The organism is Aromatoleum aromaticum EbN1 (assembly GCF_000025965.1).
GTDB classification, from domain to species: Bacteria; Pseudomonadota; Gammaproteobacteria; order Burkholderiales; family Rhodocyclaceae; genus Aromatoleum; species Aromatoleum aromaticum.
In genome coordinates, this window is record NC_006513.1 from 2,655,199 (window position 1) to 2,673,066 (window position 17,868).

Annotated in this window: 18 protein-coding genes; 10 read left to right on the forward strand and 8 right to left on the reverse strand. The window is 65.6% G+C overall.

Annotated features, from left to right (window positions below):
* Positions 1 to 49: 49 nt before the first annotated feature.
* Together clpA and clpS are read right to left on the reverse strand one after the other, a co-directional pair.
* A complete protein-coding gene (clpA, locus tag EBN1_RS12620; protein ID WP_011238346.1) occupies positions 50 to 2,323 on the reverse strand; it encodes an ATP-dependent Clp protease ATP-binding subunit ClpA in 2,274 nt (757 codons plus the stop codon).
* Between the two features lie 2 nt (positions 2,324 to 2,325).
* On the reverse strand, positions 2,326 to 2,634 hold the full coding sequence (clpS, locus tag EBN1_RS12625) for an ATP-dependent Clp protease adapter ClpS (RefSeq protein WP_011238347.1): 309 nt from the start codon (positions 2,632 to 2,634) through the stop codon (positions 2,326 to 2,328).
* Between the two features lie 406 nt (positions 2,635 to 3,040).
* Between clpS and EBN1_RS12630 the strand changes: the two genes are divergently transcribed.
* A complete protein-coding gene (locus EBN1_RS12630; RefSeq protein ID WP_011238349.1) occupies positions 3,041 to 3,244 on the forward strand; it encodes a cold-shock protein in 204 nt (67 codons plus the stop codon).
* A 135-nt stretch (positions 3,245 to 3,379) separates the two neighbouring features.
* Here the strand turns inward: EBN1_RS12630 and rpmG are convergent, their stop codons facing one another.
* The 3 genes from rpmG to EBN1_RS12645 form a co-directional block, all read right to left on the reverse strand.
* The gene (rpmG, locus tag EBN1_RS12635; RefSeq protein WP_011238350.1) at positions 3,380 to 3,547 is read right to left on the reverse strand and encodes a 50S ribosomal protein L33; all 168 of its coding nucleotides are present in this window, start codon (positions 3,545 to 3,547) and stop codon (positions 3,380 to 3,382) included.
* Positions 3,548 to 3,582: 35 nt separating this feature from the next.
* Entirely contained in the window at positions 3,583 to 3,819 is a 237-nt protein-coding gene (gene rpmB / locus EBN1_RS12640) for a 50S ribosomal protein L28 (protein WP_011238351.1), read from the reverse strand.
* An 83-nt stretch (positions 3,820 to 3,902) separates the two neighbouring features.
* Positions 3,903 to 5,615 carry a SulP family inorganic anion transporter gene (locus EBN1_RS12645; RefSeq protein ID WP_011238352.1) on the reverse strand — a complete coding sequence of 571 codons (1,713 nt, stop codon included), beginning with the start codon at positions 5,613 to 5,615 and terminating at the stop codon, positions 3,903 to 3,905.
* A gap of 163 nt (positions 5,616 to 5,778) precedes the next feature.
* Between EBN1_RS12645 and EBN1_RS12650 the strand changes: the two genes are divergently transcribed.
* From EBN1_RS12650 to EBN1_RS12675, 6 genes are all read left to right on the forward strand, one after another.
* Positions 5,779 to 6,534: a FadR/GntR family transcriptional regulator gene (locus EBN1_RS12650; protein WP_041646319.1), complete on the forward strand. Its 756-nt coding sequence runs from the start codon at positions 5,779 to 5,781 to the stop codon at positions 6,532 to 6,534.
* Positions 6,531 to 8,048 carry an FAD-linked oxidase C-terminal domain-containing protein gene (locus EBN1_RS12655; RefSeq protein WP_011238354.1) on the forward strand — a complete coding sequence of 506 codons (1,518 nt, stop codon included), beginning with the start codon at positions 6,531 to 6,533 and terminating at the stop codon, positions 8,046 to 8,048. Before EBN1_RS12650 ends, EBN1_RS12655 begins: the two co-directional genes overlap by 4 nt.
* Positions 8,048 to 8,197: a hypothetical protein gene (locus tag EBN1_RS12660; RefSeq protein ID WP_162014363.1), complete on the forward strand. Its 150-nt coding sequence runs from the start codon at positions 8,048 to 8,050 to the stop codon at positions 8,195 to 8,197. The genes EBN1_RS12655 and EBN1_RS12660 overlap by 1 nt, the downstream gene beginning before the upstream one ends.
* Positions 8,194 to 9,276 (forward strand): glycolate oxidase subunit GlcE, encoded by a 1,083-nt coding sequence (gene glcE / locus EBN1_RS12665; protein WP_041646321.1) that lies wholly within the window; start codon positions 8,194 to 8,196, stop codon positions 9,274 to 9,276. The genes EBN1_RS12660 and glcE overlap by 4 nt, the downstream gene beginning before the upstream one ends.
* Positions 9,277 to 9,278: 2 nt before the next feature.
* Complete coding sequence (glcF, locus tag EBN1_RS12670) at positions 9,279 to 10,526, forward strand: glycolate oxidase subunit GlcF (RefSeq protein WP_011238356.1); 1,248 nt, start codon at positions 9,279 to 9,281, stop codon at positions 10,524 to 10,526.
* 227 nt (positions 10,527 to 10,753) lie between these two features.
* A complete protein-coding gene (locus EBN1_RS12675; protein ID WP_083783027.1) occupies positions 10,754 to 11,638 on the forward strand; it encodes a protein phosphatase 2C domain-containing protein in 885 nt (294 codons plus the stop codon).
* Here EBN1_RS12675 and corA read toward each other — a convergent pair.
* The gene (corA, locus tag EBN1_RS12680; protein ID WP_041646325.1) at positions 11,526 to 12,623 is read right to left on the reverse strand and encodes a magnesium/cobalt transporter CorA; all 1,098 of its coding nucleotides are present in this window, start codon (positions 12,621 to 12,623) and stop codon (positions 11,526 to 11,528) included. The genes EBN1_RS12675 and corA overlap by 113 nt on opposite strands.
* Before the next feature lie 278 nt (positions 12,624 to 12,901).
* Here corA and EBN1_RS12685 point away from each other — a divergent pair, with 278 nt between their 5' ends.
* The 3 genes from EBN1_RS12685 to EBN1_RS12695 are packed head-to-tail and all read left to right on the forward strand — an operon-like array spanning position 12,902 to position 15,714.
* Positions 12,902 to 14,026, forward strand: a complete 1,125-nt coding sequence (locus EBN1_RS12685) for an NAD(P) transhydrogenase subunit alpha (protein ID WP_011238359.1) — start codon at positions 12,902 to 12,904, stop codon at positions 14,024 to 14,026.
* A 15-nt stretch (positions 14,027 to 14,041) separates the two neighbouring features.
* On the forward strand, positions 14,042 to 14,344 hold the full coding sequence (locus EBN1_RS12690; protein ID WP_011238360.1) for an NAD(P) transhydrogenase subunit alpha part 2: 303 nt from the start codon (positions 14,042 to 14,044) through the stop codon (positions 14,342 to 14,344).
* Positions 14,341 to 15,714, forward strand: coding sequence for an NAD(P)(+) transhydrogenase (Re/Si-specific) subunit beta (locus EBN1_RS12695; protein WP_011238361.1), 1,374 nt, complete (start codon positions 14,341 to 14,343; stop codon positions 15,712 to 15,714). Before EBN1_RS12690 ends, EBN1_RS12695 begins: the two co-directional genes overlap by 4 nt.
* 106 nt (positions 15,715 to 15,820) lie before the next feature.
* Here EBN1_RS12695 and EBN1_RS12700 read toward each other — a convergent pair whose 3' ends face one another.
* The gene (locus tag EBN1_RS12700; RefSeq protein WP_041646327.1) at positions 15,821 to 16,213 is read right to left on the reverse strand and encodes a nitrogen regulation protein NR(II); all 393 of its coding nucleotides are present in this window, start codon (positions 16,211 to 16,213) and stop codon (positions 15,821 to 15,823) included.
* Between the two features lie 90 nt (positions 16,214 to 16,303).
* Positions 16,304 to 17,779, reverse strand: coding sequence for a DEAD/DEAH box helicase (locus EBN1_RS12705; RefSeq protein ID WP_011238363.1), 1,476 nt, complete (start codon positions 17,777 to 17,779; stop codon positions 16,304 to 16,306).
* Positions 17,780 to 17,868: the final 89 nt, after the last annotated feature.

Consider the following 17,868-nt stretch of genomic DNA (forward strand, 5'->3'; position numbering starts at 1 on the left):
TCGGGGTAAAAAAAGCGGCCCACAGGCCGCCTTTTCGGAGCGCGCGGAATCACACCGTGGCCGCCTCCATCTGGTCGAAGACCAGCTTGACCTTCCCGTCGGCATCCAGATCGATGGTCACCTTGCCGCCGTTCGCCAGCCGGCCGAACAGCAACTCGTCGGCGAGCGCGGACCGGATCGTGTCCTGGATCAGGCGAGCCATCGGACGCGCGCCCATCATGGGGTCGAAGCCTTCGCCGGCCAGCCATGCCTTCAGCTCGTCGGTAAAATGAGCCTCGACCTTCTTCTCGTGCAATTGCGCCTCGAGCTGCATCAGGAACTTGTCGACAACGCGCAGGATGACTTCGTTGTCGAGCGCCTTGAACGAGATCGTCGCATCGAGCCGGTTACGGAATTCCGGCGAGAACATGCGCTTGATATCCGCCATCTCGTCGCCCGCTTCACGCTTGGCAGAAAAACCGATAACCGCCTTCTGCATCGATTCCGCACCCGCGTTCGTCGTCATGATCAGAATGACGTTGCGGAAGTCCGCCTGGCGGCCGTTGTTGTCCGTCAGCGTGCCGTGATCCATCACCTGCAGGAGAATGTTGTAGATGTCCGGATGCGCTTTCTCGATTTCATCGAGTAGCAGCACACAGTGCGGCTTCTTCGTGATCGCCTCGGTGAGCAGCCCGCCCTGGTCGAACCCGACATATCCCGGCGGCGCGCCGATCAGGCGGCTGACTGCGTGACGTTCCATGTATTCGGACATGTCGAAGCGCACCAGCTCGATGCCCATCGTGAACGCCAGTTGTCGCGCGACTTCGGTCTTGCCGACGCCGGTCGGACCGGAGAACAGGAAGCTGCCGATCGGTTTCGCCGGATTGCCCAGACCGGAGCGCGACATCTTGATCGCCTTCGCCAGTGCGTCGATGGCCGCTTCCTGGCCGAACACGACGTTCTTCAGGTCGCGCTCGAGGTTCATCAGCGCAGTCTTGTCGTCGTTCGACACGCTGCGCGGCGGTATCCGTGCGATCTTCGCGACGATATCCTCGATTTCGCCCTTGCCGATCAGCTTGCGCTGCTTCGATTTCGGCAGGATCCGCTGGGCTGCGCCGGCTTCATCGATGACGTCGATCGCCTTGTCCGGCAGGTGACGATCGTTGATGTAACGCGCCGAAAGTTCTGCCGCAGAGGACAGCGCCGCCGCCGAATACTTGACGTTGTGATGTTCCTCGAAACGGCTCTTGAGCCCCTTCAGGATCTCGACCGTTTCCGCTACCGATGGCTCTGAAACATCGACTTTCTGGAAACGCCGTGACAGCGCATGGTCTTTCTCGAAGATCTGGCGGAACTCGGAATAGGTCGTCGCACCGATGCATTTCAGTTGGCCGGACGACAGCGCCGGCTTGAGCAGGTTCGATGCATCGAGCGTGCCGCCCGATGCCGCCCCTGCACCGATGAGCGTATGGATCTCGTCGATGAAGAGGATCGCGTTCTGGGTTTCACGCAACTGCTTGAGCACGGCTTTCAGCCGCTGCTCGAAGTCGCCGCGATACTTCGTACCCGCCAGCAGCGCGCCCATGTCGAGGGCATATACCTGAGCGCCGTCGAGGATCTCGGGAATCCGCCCTTCGATGATCCGCCGTGCCAGGCCTTCGGCGATCGCCGTCTTGCCGACTCCCGCTTCGCCGACCAGCAACGGATTGTTCTTGCGTCGCCGACACAGCGTCTGGATGACGCGCTCGAGCTCCCGGTCGCGTCCGATCAGCGGGTCGATCTTGCCGACCAGTGCCTGCTGGTTGAGGTTCTGCGTGTAATTCTCGAGTGCACCGCCCGGTTGTGCCGTTTCCGTCTCCTGTTCGCCTTGCTCGGGCTCGCTGCGTCCCGGTGCATTCGCACCTTGCTGCGGCGCTTTCGCGATGCCGTGCGAAATGAAGTTGACGACGTCCAGTCGGGAAATATTCTGCCGCTGGAGGAAGTACACAGCGTGCGAATCCTTCTCGCCGAAAATGGCGACCAGGACATTCGCGCCGGTGACTTCCTTCTTGCCCGACGACTGGACGTGCAGTATCGCGCGCTGGATCACGCGCTGGAATCCGAGCGTCGGCTGCGTGTCGATCTCGTCCGCGCCTTCGACCCTCGGGGTGTGCTCGTTGATGAAAGTCGTCAATTCCCGCCGTAGTTCATCGACGTTTGCCGCGCACGCGCGCAAGACTTCGGCGGCCGACGGATTGTCGAGCAGCGCCAGCAGCAGATGTTCAACAGTGATGAACTCGTGCCGCTTCTGTCGCGCCTCGACAAAGGCCATGTGCAGACTGACTTCAAGTTCCTGCGCGATCATTCTCAATTTTCCTCCATCACGCACGCCAGCGGATGCTGGTGCTGCCGGGCAAAGGCGACGACCTGTTCGACCTTGGTCGCGGCGACGTCCTTCGGAAAAACGCCGCACACCCCCATGCCTTCTCTGTGGACTTGGAGCATGACCCGTGTCGCCCGTTCGCGGTCCATGCCAAAAAATTTCTGCAGCACGACTATGACGAAATCCATAGGCGTGAAATCGTCGTTGAGCAGTAGCACCTTATAAAGTGGCGGCGGCTTGGTGCGAGTTTGCTCCGTCTCGAGTAAAAACTCGTCCTGCTTTTGAGTGGCCATGCGGTTCATTCTAATGAAGTCGAGGCAGAGTGCAACAGGCCGCCGGGAGAGTGAAAACGGCCCGTGCGACAGCAAAAAAAGCGATGTCAGCGCTGTTGCGATGCAAGAACGGCTCCCGGGAGTGCCGATCAGCTTCATTAACGGGGATGGGCGTTATACGGCGAGAGGGGAGTGCAGGAATTGACGCGGTGCAAAAAAACTGCCCCCTATGAAACGCTTGACGCTGTTCGCGCAAATGCGTAAAAGCAGAATCGTGCGAAATGCGAAGCTAAACGCGGCGGTTCTGCACGTTTTGGCTGCTTGCGTAGTCCGATTTGGCTTTACCGGCTCCGTTTTACTGCGCATTGATGCACTAAAGGGGTGGTTTCCTGCATCGTTTCAAGCAATTTTCAAGGATTACGGCAACATGGCAACTGGTACTGTCAAGTGGTTCAACGACTCGAAGGGCTTCGGCTTCATTACTCCGGACGATGGCAGCGAGGATCTCTTCGCGCATTTCTCCGCGATCAACATGAACGGGTTCAAGACGTTGAAGGAAGGGGAGAAGGTTTCCTTCGAAGTTACCCAGGGCCCGAAAGGCAAACAGGCCTCTAACATCCAGAAGGCCTGATGGTCCTGGCAATCCGGCACGCTGAATCACTGTCGCGGGACGGGTTCCAGAAAGCAAGAGGCCGCCGGAGCGATCCGGCGGCCTCTTGCTGCCGAGGGGAGCGAACGCTTGCGCGGGCATCGCCCGCCAAGCACATCACTTCAGCTTGATTTCCTTGTACAGCACATGCTTGCGTACGACCGGGTCGTACTTGTTGAACTCGAGCTTGTTCGGGGTGGTGCGCTTGTTCTTCGATGTCGTGTAGAAGTGACCGGTACCTGCGGTCGACTCCAGCTTGATTTTTTCGCGGGCGCCTTTGGCCATGTGAGTCTCCGTACGTTTGCTTCAGTTGCGGGGCGTCAGACCTTCTCGCCACGGGCGCGAAGTTCGGAGACGACCACGTCGATGCCCTTCTTGTCGATCGTGCGCAAGGCGGCATTGGAAACGCGCAGGCGGATCCAGCGGTTTTCGGATTCGCTCCAGAATCTGCGGTTTTGCAGGTTCGGCAGGAAGCGGCGCTTGGTTTTGTTATTAGCGTGGGAAACGTTGTTTCCCACCATCGGTGCTTTACCGGTCACTTGACAGACGCGAGCCATACGATGCTCCAGGGAATTCGGATTTCGGAAAACCTCGGATGGTATCGTAGAAGCCCGGGTGGGTGCAAGAAAACAAAATGGAATCAGCGCTTCGGCGTGACTTCCGGGGCATCCTGGCGCAGGGCTTCGAGGGCCTGGTGTTCGGTCCGGTAATCGGCGTGCTTGCCGAGCCGCAGCCACAAGCCGGTTTTCTGCATCACGTCGATGACCTGTTTTTTCAGGCCGCAGAAAGCCAGGTTCCTGTTCGTCCCGCGCAGCCGCTCGATGAGCAGCGAGAGGGTGTGCAGGCCGGTCGCGTCGATCGTGTTGATGCCCGCGGCGGAGATCAGCACGGTGCGCACGCCGTTGTGGGTCGCCGCTGCGGCGAGCACGGCGTGCTCGAAGGCCGCAGCGGTGACGAACGTGAGCGGGCTGTCGAAGCGCAGGATGACGATGGCCGGATCGGGATGTTCGAGTCCGAAGCGTGCGAGGTCGCGATAAGTGCCGTCGGGGTGCAGGCCCAGCAGGGCGGTGCGCGGGCGCATCTCGCGGTAGAGCATCAGCGCCAGCGACAGCAGCAATCCGGCGACCACGCCGTTCTGGATGTTCGGCGCGAACACCAGCGTGCCGATGAAGGTGAGCGACGAGGCGAGGCCGTCGTCGCGCCCGGCCTGCCACGCGCGGGCGAGCGCGCGCAAATCGATCAGGCCGGTGATGACATGCAGGATGATCGCGGCGAGCACCGGCTTGGGCAGATGCCACAGGAGCGGCGTAAGGTAGAGCAGCGTCACGAGCACGCACGCGGCGGCGATCAGCGACGAGAGGCCGCTCCTCGCGCCGGAGACGTAGTTGAGCGCCGAGCGCGAGAACGACGCGCTGACCGGCAGCGCGCCGCTGATCGCCGCGGCGATTTTCGCCAGCCCCTGGCCGATCAGTTCCTGGTTCTGGTTCCAGTCCTGGCCGCTTTTTCCGGAGATCAGCTTGGCGCTCGAAGTCGCTTCCATGAAGCTCACCAGCGCGATGACGAAGGCAGTCGGGATCAGCGCGACGGCGGCATTCCAATCGAATTCCGGAACGCCGAGGACGGGGAGACCGGCCGGGATCGCTCCGACGACCGCGCCCCCGCGCGAGCCGTAGCCGACTGCGGCGGAGATCGCGGTTGCGCAGGCGACGACGATCAACACCGCCGGGGCTCCTGGCGCAAAACGCTTGAGCAGGAGCAGTGCGAGCAGGGAGCCTGCACCGAAGGCCGCCGACAGCGGATGCGCGGTGTCGAGGGCTCCCAGCGCGGTCCAGAAGTCGACCAGGAAATGCGTCGACTGCGGCATCACGATGCCGAGCAGCGCCGGCAGCTGCGACAGCCCTATGATCAGGGCCGCGGCGTTGATGAAGCCGGTCATCACCGGGCGGGAAAGGAGATTCAGCAGCCAGCCGGCGCGCAGCGCACCGAGTGCCAGCTGGATGAGTCCCGACAGCAGCGCGAGCAGGATCGCGAGCGTCAGAAAGGTCGGGGACGCCGGGTCGGCGAACGGCAGCAGGCTCGCACCGGTGAGAATCGACGTCAGCGCGACGGGGCCGGTCGACAGCTGCGCGCAGGAGCCGAACAGCGCCGCGACGATTGCCGGCAGCAGCGCGGCGTAAAGGCCGACATGAGGCGGCAGGGAGGCGAGTTGTGCGTAGGCCAGCGACTGCGGGATCATCATCAGCGCCACCGTGACGCCGGCGATCAGGTCGCCGCGCAGCGACGCTGCCGACCATTGCCGACGCCAGGCGAGGAAGGGGAGCAGGCGGTCGATCAGCGGCGGGCGCGAGGTCATCGAAACCGGAGCCTCGGAGGGCGGCGGGCGGGAAGTCGATGGTAGCAAATGGCGGATGGATGCATGGCGCAATCCGCAGGGGCGCATCAGGGTAAGTCCCGATGCTGACATCGAAACGTTTGGAGGTTAGCATTCGGAAGTTGTCAGACAAATTTGCGAAGACATGAGCGCCATCCCGATACCCGAACGTCCTCCCCATCTAAGCGCTGCCGTCGCCCGGCAGCTCGAGCAGTGGATCAGCGAGCAGCAACTCCCGAAGGGTGCGCAGTTGCCGACGGAAAAGCTGCTGTGCGAGAAATTCGGCGTGAGCCGGGCGGTGATCCGGGAAGCGATCTCCCGGCTCAAGGCCGACGGATGCGTGACGACGCGCCAGGGCTCCGGCGCCTATGTCGCCGCCCGTCCGGGGCAGGGCAGCTTCCGCCTGCTGCACGGACCGTCGCCATCCGCCACGATCCCGACGGACGAGATCTCCAATGTTTTCGAGCTGCGCTGTCTCGTCGAAACCGGTGCGGCCGAGCGCGCCGCGCTGCGCCGCACGCCGGCGGACTTGGCGCGTATGCGCGAAGCGCTCGCGCGGATGGACGACGCGCTGGCGACGGAATCCGATGCGGTGGGCGACGACGACGCATTCCATGTCGCCATCGCGGCGGCGACGCACAATCCGCATATCGAGCGTTTCCAGGCTTTCATGGGACGGCAGTTCTCCGATTCCCGGGCGCCGACTTGGAGCGGTGAGGGCCACCGCAGCGGACGCGTGCGGCAGGCACAGGCCGAACATGCAAGGATTTTCGACGCGATCGCGTGTGGCGATGCGGACGCCGCGCGCACTGCGGCGCAGACTCATCTCGTATGCGCCGCGCGCCGCCTCGGACTCGATCCGCTGCGCTGGGGTAATGAACGACTGGAGTGGGCACCATGAACTTCGACGCCGAAGCACCGGCACCGGCACCGGGTGAGCGGGACGTCGATTTTTCAGCGGTCGACAAGGTGCGGTTGGTCGAAGCGCTGGCGCGCGTGCTGCCAGCCGGGGCGCTGATGTATGACCCCGAGGACCTGCGCCCGTACGAATGCGACGGCCTTTCCGCATACCGGCAGCTGCCGCTGATTGTTGCGCTGCCGACGAGCGAAGAACAGGTCATCGAGGTGCTGCGCGCCTGTCATGAACTGGGCGCGCCGGTGGTCGCGCGCGGCGCGGGGACAGGACTTTCGGGCGGCGCGCTGCCGCATGCGCATGGCGTCGTACTGTCGCTCGCGCGCTTCAACCGGATTCTGCATCTCGACCCACATGCGCGCACCGCCGTCGTCCAGCCGGGCGTGCGCAACCTCGCGATCTCGGAAGCGGCGTCGCCGCACGGGCTTTATTACGCGCCGGACCCGTCGTCGCAGATCGCGTGCACGATCGGCGGCAACGTCGCCGAGAACTCGGGTGGCGTGCATTGCCTGAAGTACGGCCTGACGGTGCATAACCTGCTCCGGGTGCGTGGCGTGACGATCGAAGGCGACGTCGTCGAGATCGGCAACCACGCGCTCGATGCCCCGGGCTACGATCTGCTCGCGCTGATGAGCGGCTCGGAAGGGATGCTCGCCGTCGTCACCGAAGTCACCGTCAAGCTCACCCCGAAGCCGCAGCTCGCGCAGTGCGTGCTTGCCGCGTTCGACGACGTCGTCCGCGCCGGCGAAGCGGTCGCCGAGATCATCGCCGCCGGCATCATTCCCGCAGGGCTCGAAATGATGGACCAGCCGGCGACCGCCGCGGTCGAGCAGTTCGTCCATGCCGGCTACCCGCTCGACGCGAAAGCGATCCTGCTGTGCGAGTCGGACGGCACACCCGAGGAAGTCGCCGAAGAGATCGCGCGGGTGCGCGCGGTGCTCGAAGCGGGCGGCGCGACCGAGATCCGCGTGTCGCGCGACGAGGCCGAGCGGATGAAATTCTGGGGCGGGCGCAAGGCGGCTTTTCCGGCCGCGGGCCGCATCTCACCCGACTACTACTGCATGGACGGCACGATCCCGAGGAAGCGCCTCGGCGAAATGCTCGAAGCGATCCAGGCGATGGAACGCAAGTACGGGCTGCGCTGCATCAACGTCTTCCACGCCGGCGACGGCAACCTGCATCCGCTGATCCTGTTCGATGCGAACCGGCCGGGCGAACTCGAACAGGCCGAAGCGTTCGGCGCCGAGATCCTCGAGCTGTCGGTCGCGCTCGGCGGCACGATCACCGGCGAGCATGGCGTCGGCATCGAGAAGATCAACCAGATGTGCAGCCAGTTCGCGCGGCCCGAGATCACGATGTTCTTCCGCGTCAAGGCGGCGTTCGATCCGGCCGGGCTGCTCAATCCCGGCAAGGCGATTCCGACGCTGAACCGCTGCGCCGAGTACGGCCGCGAGCGCGTCAGCAAGGGGCACGTACCGTACCCGGATATCCCCCGCTTCTGATGGAGAAGGGGTGGATCCAGCTGCTGCTCGTCGGCGTGCCGGTGCTGTCGCTGATCGGCGCGTGGCTGGCGCTGCGCGGGGTCGCGCAGCGCGGCGCGCGGCGAATCCGGGACGGAGCATCAGACAATCATCAGGACAGAGGCGAATGAGCGACTTGATTGAGCAGTGGCAGGAACGCGTGTGGGCCGCCGCAACGGCTAGGACCGCGCTGCAGCTCCGCGGCGGCGGGACAAAAACATTCTACGGCCGCGAGCCGGTGGGCGAGGTGTTCGACACGCGCGACTACTGCGGCGTTGTCAGTTACGAGCCGACCGAGCTCGTCGTCACGGTGCGCGCTGGCACGCCGCTCGCCGAGCTCGAAGCGCTGCTCGCCGAGCATGGCCAGATGCTCGCGTTCGAGCCGCCGCATTTCGGCGCCGCGGCGACGGTCGGCGGCTGCGTCGCCGCCGGGCTGTCCGGCCCGCGCCGCGCTGCGGCCGGAGCGCTGCGCGACTTCGTGCTCGGCGTGAAGATCCTCGACGGACGCGGCGAAGTGCTCACGTTCGGCGGCCAGGTGATGAAGAACGTCGCCGGCTACGACGTCTCGCGCCTTGTCGCGGGCAGCCTCGGGACCTTGGGCGTGATCCTCGAAGTGTCGCTGAAAGTGCTGCCGCGCCCGGTTGCCGAAGCGACGTTGAGCCTCGCGATGAGCGAAGCCGAAGCGATCGCGCAGCTCAACGACTGGGGCGGCCAGCCGCTGCCGATCTCGGCCTCCGCGTGGCGCGACGGAGTGTTGAACGTGCGCCTGTCGGGCGCGGAAGCCGCAGTGCGCTCGGCGCGGGCGCGGCTCGGCGGGGAAGGGGTCGCGGAAGATGCGGCCGACGCGTTCTGGGGCGGCCTGCGCGAACAGACGGCGGACTTCTTCGGCGACGCCGCGCTCGACGAAGCGGGCACGTCGCTGTGGCGGCTGTCGCTGCCCAGTTCCGCTGCGCCGCTGCACCTCGCCGGCCAGCAGTTGATCGAGTGGGGCGGCGCGCTGCGCTGGCTGCGTTCCAGCGCTTCGCCCGCCGCCATTCGCGAACGCAGCGCGGCGCTCGGCGGGCATGCGACGCGGTTTCGCGGCGGCGACCGCGCAGGCGACGTCTTCCACCCGCTGCCCGCGCCGCTGAGGGCGATCCACCGCCGTCTCAAGCACGCTTTCGACCCGGCCGGCATCCTCAATCCCGGCCGCTTCTACGACAGACTCTGAACATGCAGACCCAGCTTGCCGATTTCATCAAGGACACGCCGGAAGGCCGTGAAGCCGAAGCGATCCTGCGCAGCTGCGTGCATTGCGGCTTTTGCACCGCGACCTGCCCGACGTACCAGCTGCTCGGCGACGAACTCGACGGGCCGCGCGGGCGCATCTACCTGATCAAGCAGCTGCTTGAGGGGCACGACGTCACCGAAAAGACGCGCCTGCATCTGGACCGCTGCCTGACGTGCCGCGCGTGCGAAACCACCTGCCCGTCCGGCGTGCAGTACGGCCGCCTCGCCGACATCGGCCGCCACCTCGTCGAAGCGCGCGTGCCGCGCCGCGGCGCCGAGCGCGCGAAGCGCTGGGCGCTGCGCGAACTGGTGCCGCGCGCAAGCCTGTTCGGCGCAGCGATGAAAGCCGGCCGCCTGGTGCGCCCGCTGCTGCCGCGAGCGCTGCAGGAAAAAGTGCCCGACGTGCGGCGGGCGGGGCCGTGGCCGGTGGCGCGTCATGCGAGGCGGATGATCGCGCTTGCCGGCTGTGCGCAGCCCGCGATGGCGCCGTCGATCAACGCTGCGACTGCGCGCGTGCTCGACGCGCTCGGCGTGTCGCTCGTCGAGCAGCCCGGGACGGGCTGCTGCGGCGCGGTGCGCTACCACCTCAACGACCAGGAAGGCGGGCGGGATGAGGCGCGGCGCAACATCGACGCGTGGTGGCCGGCGATCGAGCGCGGCGAAATCGAGGCGATCGTCATGACCGCGTCGGGCTGCGGAGTGCAGGTCAGGGACTACGGGCACTTGCTCGCGCAGGACGCGGCCTACGCCGCGCGAGCCGCCCGGATTGCCGCGATGACGCGCGACGTCAGTGAGATCGTCGCGGCCGAAGCCGGCCGGCTCGAAACCCTGCTGCAAAAGCGCGAACCTCGCGAGGCCGTCGCCGTCGCGTTCCAGTCCCCGTGCACGCTGCAGCACGGCCTGAAGATCCGCGGCGTCGTGGAAAGCCTGCTGGCCGCGGCGGGCTACCGGCTCACGCCGGTGCGCGACAGTCATCTGTGCTGCGGCTCGGCCGGGACGTATTCGCTGCTGCAGCCCGAGCTCTCGCATCGGCTGCGCGACGACAAGCTCGCCGCGCTCGGCGCGGGCGGGCCGGCGCTGATCGCCTCGGCCAACATCGGCTGCATCACCCATCTGCAGGCGGGTACGCAGACGCCGGTGCGCCACTGGATCGAGCTCATCGACAGCCGGCTGAACGGCACGGTGCTTTGAGCGCGACCCTGGCGGTCGTGTTCGGCGTCCCGCAAATATGATTTCGGTTTCGGCCCCGGTCATCGAGGAAGGTGCGCCGCGTCCTGAATGCATGCCTATCTCCTTCGTAATATGAGTGGACATATTGCGTGATGCATTTCACGCGGCACGTGCAGCAGATCGGCATGAACGTACCGCAGCGGGACGCGGCTGGCTATCATTGCCGGCGGTCAATCCCGGTCCTCACCATGCCCCTCATCGTCGAAACTTGCATCGCACGGCATATCGGGGATCGGAGCGAACAGCAGGATCGCGTCGCGGTGTTCGGGCACTCGTCGTGGCGTGGCACGATGATGGCCATTCTTGCCGATGGCATGGGCGGACACGCTGGAGGCGAACTTGCGGCTGAGCAGGTGGTGCTCCAGGCGAGGCGGAATTTCGAAGCTTGCGTTCCCGACTCCGGCTGTCTCGGGCAACTGCTGGAGAGGATCGTCGCCGACGCCCACCGGGGTATCCGGCAGGTTCGGGCCAGCACCGGGACGGATCCGCACAGCACCGCTGTCGCGCTGATGCTGTGGAGCGGACAGGCGGGCTGGATTCACTGCGGTGATTCCCGCGTCTATCACTTTCGTGGAGGCGAGACGGTGCGCCGCAGCCAGGACCATTCGCTGGTCGCCGAACTGCAGCGCCGGGGCAGGCTGGACGAGGTCGCGGCATCGTCTCATCCGCAGCGCGGAGTCCTGTTGTCGTGCCTCGGTGGTCACCGGCCGCCGCAGATCGCGTTCGGCGAAGCTCCCGCACGGGCCGGCGACAATTTCCTGCTGTGTTCCGATGGTCTGTGGCGCCATTTTCCCGACGCCGAACTGGCCGCGGTAATCGCGGCAAACCCGGCGCGGGAGGCAGCCGAGACGCTCGTCCGACTTGCGCGCCGGCGGGCCGCCGGAAGCGGCGACAACATCTCGCTCGCCATCATGAAGGTGTGCAGCGGTGCGGGCGAGGCAGGCACTGCAAAGCCCGAGACTATAGCCGCAGCCAGTTGCGCCGCCAGAAAATCGCCGCCATGCCCAAGGCCACCGATCCCATCATCCCCATTGCCACATAGAAGCCCCAGTCCTCGCCGAGCAGCGGCATGACCTGGAAGTTCATGCCGAAGATGCCGGTGATGAGCGTCGCCGGCAGGAACAGCGTCGTCAGCACGGTGAGAATGCGCACCTCAACGTTGAGGCGGTTGCTGACCGACGACAAATAGATATCCATCAGGTCGCCGAGCAGTTCGCGCACGGCGTCGAGCGTCTCGACGACGTGGACCAGATGGTCGTAGATATCGCGCAGGTACAGGCGGGTGTCGGCGCTGAAGAATCTGCTCTCGCCCCGGATCAGGCCGTTCAGCACCTCCCGCAACGGCCAGATCGCCCGTCGCAGCAGGTGCGTGTCGTGCTTGACGAGGTTGATCGTTTTCAGCAGCGCGGGCGTCGGACTGGCGAGCGCATCGTCTTCGAGATCCTCGGCGGTGTCTCCGAGGCGATCGACGATGACGAAATACTGGTCGACGATCGCGTCGAGCAGCGTGTAGGCGAGATAGTCGGTGCCGTGCTGCAGGAACGGTGAGTCGGGGATGCGCATTCGCTCGCGGATCGGCTCGAAAGTGCCGCTGCGCCGTTCCTGGAACGTCAGCACGAAATTTTCGCCGAGCACGAGGCTGACCTGATCCGAGCCGAGCGTCCGCGTTGCGCCGTCGTATTCGAACACCCTCGCCACGCAGTATAGGTACGTGCCGTAGTCTTCGATCTTCGGGCGCTGGTGAGTGTTCAGGATGTCTTCGAGCACCAGCGGATGGAGCCCGAAGCGGCGTCCGATCTCGGCGAGGATTTCAGCGTCCTGCAGGCCATAGACGTTCAGCCACAGCCGCTTGTGCTGCGGCCGGTAGGCGCGCGATTCGTCAATTCCCTGGAAGCGATGCTCCTCGATTCCGTCGTCGTCGTAGGCGAGCAGCGAGATCAGCGGGCGGTCCGTCTTGACTGCGCCGACATGCACCAGCGTGCCCGGCGGCAGGCCCGCCTTGACCGCCGTCAGCGACTTCGATTTGCGACGTTTCGTGTTCGCTCGTGTCGTGTTCATCTGTCGCACTGCAAAAAAACGGTATTGCGTTGAGGTAGGGTATCAGTATTATCCCGTATGCGCCGCTCATGCATCGGCCTTGATGCAGAGCATGAAATTCATAAAAGCAACAGGGTGACGGCGCGTTCACTCGCGAATACTCGCGGATCACGGGGGAGGGCGGGCGATGGACCCGATCGGGTGGCAGCGGTTGCTGCCTCCCGGTTTTTTTGTCTGTCGCCGGCCGTGGCTGGGTCTGCGCAAGGTTCATCACACAAACCTTTCAGGGAGAATGGCCTATGGCTCTGTTGATCGGAGTGCCTGCGGAAACCGTCCCGGGAGAGCGACGTTTGTCGGTCGTCCCGGACGTGGTCAAGAAGTACCTGGACCTCGGGGCGCAAGTCATGGTGGAGTCTGGCGCCGGCCAGCCTGCCCACTATCGCGACGAGACCTTTATCGACGTGAGGTTCGCCGCCTCGGCGGACGAAGTGTGCGCGGCCGCCGACGTGGTGTTCTGCGTCCAGCCGCCCTCGCCCGAGCGTATCTCGACGTTGCGTGAAGGGACGGTGCTGATCGGCCTGCTGCAGCCGTGGTCGGATGCCGGGCGCGTGAAGTTGCTCGCTGAAAAGCGCATCACCGCCTTTGCGATGGAACTGCTGCCGCGGATCTCGCGGGCGCAGAGCATGGACGTGCTGTCGAGCCAGGCTGCGGTCGCGGGCTACGAATGCGCGCTGATCGCGGCTGACCACAGCCCGAAGTTCTTCCCGATGCTGACCTACGCGGCCGGCACGATCCGTCCCGCCAAGGTGCTCGTCATCGGGGCCGGGGTCGCAGGCCTGCAGGCGATCGCCACCGCGCGGCGCATCGGCGCGATGGTCGAGGCGTACGACGTGCGCCCCGAGACGCGCGAGCAGATCGAGTCGCTCGGCGCGAAATTCGTCGACACCGGCGTCGCGGCCGCCGGCACGGGCGGCTACGCGCGCGAGCTCACTGACGAGGAGAAGGCGAAACAGGCCGAGCGCCTCGCGAAAGCGGTCGCGCAGTGCGACGCGCTGATCACGACCGCGGCGATCCCCGGCAAGCGCGCGCCGCGCATCATCACCGCCGCGATGGTCGCGCGGATGAAGGCCGGTGCGGTGGTCGTCGACATGGCCGCCGAATCGGGCGGCAACGTCGAGGGCACGGTCGCCGGCGAGAAGACCTGGATCAACGACGTGCTCGTCATCGGGCCGGCCAACATCGCCAGCCGCATGCCGGTCCATGCCTCTGAAATGTATGCCAAGAACCTGTTCAACTTCATTTCCCCGTTCATCAAGGAGGGCGCGCTCGCGCTCGACTGGGAAGACGAAGTGTTGGCCGGCACCTGCCTCACCCACGCGGGCGAGATCAGGCACGCGGGCGTCAAACAGGTACTCGGGCTCTAATCGGAGGACGCAATCATGGATGGCATAACTGCTCTGTACGTTTTCATGCTGGCCGCGTTCACCGGTTACGAGGTGATTTCGCGCGTGCCGGTGATCCTGCACACGCCGCTGATGAGCGGCTCGAACTTCATCCACGGCGTCGTGCTCGTGGGCGCGATGGTGGTGCTCGGCCACGCCGATCCGGAAGAACCGGTGCAGCTGGCGATCGGTTTCGTCGCGGTGTTCCTCGGCGCGGCGAACGCCGCGGGCGGCTACGTCGTCACCGAACGGATGCTCGCGATGTTCAAGTCCGACCGCAAGCCGGGAGGTGCGAAATGAACACGCTGATCCAGCTGGCGTATTTCGGCGTGGCGGTCGTCTTCATCCTCGGCCTCAAGGCGATGAGCTCGCCGGTGACCGCCCGCAAGGGCATCGTCTGGGCCGGCTACGCGATGATCGCGGCGACCCTCGTCACCTTCTACACCCCGGGCATGCAGAACTATGGCCTGATGATCACTGCGATCGTGCTCGGCGGCGGTGTCGCGTGGTGGAGCGGCCGCGTCGTCAAGATGACCGACATGCCGCAGATGGTCGCGATCTACAACGGCATGGGCGGCGGTGCGGCGGCGGCGATCGCGGCGCTCGAGTTCGCCCGCGGCGGCGTCCATAGTCCGGGCGTCGCGACGCTCGCGGTGCTGGGCGCGCTGATCGGCTCCGTGGCGTTCTCGGGCTCGTGCATCGCGTTCGCGAAACTGCAGGGCATCATGACGAAGACGTGGCGCCTGCCGCAGCAGAACCTCGTGAACATCGGGCTCGCTGCGCTCACCGTGCTGCTCGGACTCGCGATCGTCATCAGCGGCGCGCCGGTGCCTGCGCTCATCATCGCGTTCTTCATCGTCGCGCTCGCGCTCGGCGTGATCCTCACCAGCCCGATCGGCGGCGCCGACATGCCGGTGGTGATCTCGTTGCTGAACGCCTTCACCGGTCTCGCGGTCGGCTTCGAAGGCTTTGTCCTCGGCAACCCGGCGCTGATCGTCGCGGGCATCGTCGTCGGCGCGTCCGGCACCTTGCTCACGCAGCTGATGGCGAAAGCGATGAACCGTCCGATCAGGAACGTCATCTTCACGCCGATCACCGGCGAAGCGGCCGGCGGCGGCGAGGCGATCGAAGGTTCGATGAAGGAGTTCTCGGCGCTCGACGCGGCGTCCGTCATGCGCTACGCCTCCAAAGTCATCATCGTGCCGGGCTACGGCATGGCAGTCGCCGGGGCGCAGCACAAAGTGTGGGAGATGGCGCAGCTGCTGGAAGAAGGCGGCGTCGAGGTGGTGTTCGCGATCCATCCGGTCGCGGGCCGCATGCCCGGCCACATGAACGTGCTCTTGGCCGAAGCGGGCGTGCCGTACGACAAGATCTTCGATCTCGAGGAGATCAACGCCGACTTCCCGCAGGCGGACGTCGCACTGGTGATCGGCGCCAACGACGTCGTGAACCCGGTCGCGCGCACCGACAAGTCGAGCCCGATCTACGGCATGCCGATCCTCAACGCAGACATGGCGCAGAACGTCATCGTCGTCAAGCGCGGCAAGGGGGCGGGCTACTCCGGCATCGAGAACGCGCTGTTCTACAAGGACAACTGCCGAATGTTGTACGGCAGCGCGCAACAGGCGATCGGCGAGGTGATCACGCACGTCAAGGCGCTCGAAGCCTGAGCATGTCGTGAAAAGCTGCCCGCCGGCCCTCCTTCGGGAGGGCCGGCGGGTGACGTTTACGCGTTTGGTCCTCGCGCCGGAACGGGAGGCGTCGGCGCTGCGATGTTCACGGCGCTGCTGCAGGATCACCATGCATCACGACCATCGCGTCCGGGTGGCCTGCGGCGTCGATCCGGTAGGCGACGATGACGGCGTCGAAAGTCGTGCCATTCGCGCGGCGGTGCCGCCAGCTGCCGGACTCGGCGAGGCTGCGGCCGTTTTCCGGCTCACTGCGCAGGTCGGCAAGGCGCATCTGGCACAGGCGCTCATACGGATAGCCATACGCTTTCACCGCGCTGGCGCTGGCGGCAAAGATACGTAGCTCAGGGTCTTCGCACAGCAGCGTCCGCAATGGGCAGTCGGCGAACATCCGCTCGACCGACGCATCGTGGTTTGGTGCGGTGCGTTGCGTCAGAGCATCGGGAGGGCGCGTCGTCGCGGGCGCACTCGTTGCCTTCACCCGGCTTGCCGGGGGAAGTATCAAGAGCTGCCACCCGGGTTTCGGCCCGGGCAGGATGCGCCGGACCCGGAGTAGGCAGGTGTGCCGGGTCTATTTCCGGCCGAGGCCGCCGAGCAGCACCGCGATCGGGCGCTGCGTGCGACGCGACGAACCGATCTTTCCTGCGGCCTGATCCGCCAGCCGATTCGGATCGGCTGGCGAAGCTGCCGGTTCGTATGGCTTGGTGTAGTCGAACCCGTCTGCGGCGATCGTCGATCGTCCGGGGCGCCGCCGGGCTTCGCCGCTCCGCGCGGCCGAGGCGGGCCGGGCAGGGCGCGACGCAGGAGTCGTTTTCTGGCCGGTTTCCTTCGCCGGTTCGGGAGCGCTGGCGGCGGCCGTGCGGCGGCCATGCCGGCTGCGGCTGCCGGTTTCGAAAAAATCCGGCTCGGGGTCGAAGCCCGGCACGATTTCCTGCGGAATCTGCAGCTTGATGAGTTTTTCGATTTCCGCAAGATGGTGTCTCTCTTCGGCGCTCACCAGCGACACCGCGTTGCCCTGGCGCCCGGCACGCCCGGTGCGGCCGATGCGGTGCACGTAGTCTTCGGCGGTATGCGGAAGTTCGAAATTGATCACCGACGGCAGGTCGTCGATGTCGAGCCCGCGCGCCGCGACGTCGGTCGCGACGAGCACGCGCAGCTTGCCGGACTTGAAGGCTTCGAGCGTGTCGGTGCGCTGCGCCTGGCCTTTGTCGCCGTGGATCGCGTCGGCGGCGATGCCGTGGCGCTCGAGGAAATGCGCGAGCCGGCTGCACGCGAGCTTCGTTGCGACGAACACCAGCGCCTGCGTGTCCGGCTCATGGCGCAACAGGTGCGCGAGCAGGTTGCGCTTGAGGCCCGCTGAAACCGGGTGCACGCGGTGGGTGATCGTCTCGGACACCATGTTGCGGCGCGCGACTTCGATCAACTGCGGTTCCTTCAGCATCTGGTCGGCGAGCTTCTTGATCTCGTCCGAGAATGTCGCCGAGAACAACAGGCTCTGGCGCGCGGCGGGCAGCAGGTCGAGGATGCGGCGGATGTCGGGGATGAACCCCATGTCGAGCATGCGGTCGGCTTCGTCGAGCACGAGCATCTCGACCTGGCCGAGCTGGATGGTTTTCTGCTGGACGTGGTCGAGGAGCCGTCCCGGCGTCGCGACGACGATCTCGATGCCGTTGCGCAAATCCTGGATCTGCGGCTTCATGTCGACGCCGCCATAGATGCACGTGCTGCGCAGCGGGACGTACTTGCTGTAGGTCTTGACGGATTCGAAGACCTGCATCGCGAGTTCGCGCGTCGGCGCGAGGATCAGCGCCCGCACCGGGTGTCGCGCCGGACTCGTCGAAGTGCTGGCGTGGCGCGCGAGGCGCTGCAGCAGCGGCAGCGTGAAGCCGGCGGTCTTGCCGGTGCCGGTCTGGGCGCCGCCCATGACGTCGCGGCCGGACAGGACCACCGGGATCGCCTGCTGCTGGATCGGGGTGGGGGTGGTGTAGCCGGATTCGGCTACTGCACGTAGCAACTCGGGGATCAGTCCGAGGTCGGCGAAACTCATAGGCGCCTTTCTTCGATATGGGCCTGCCGCGCGAGATGCGGTGCCAGGAGAGGCGATTGCATGAACGGTATCCGGAACGGAACGGTTCC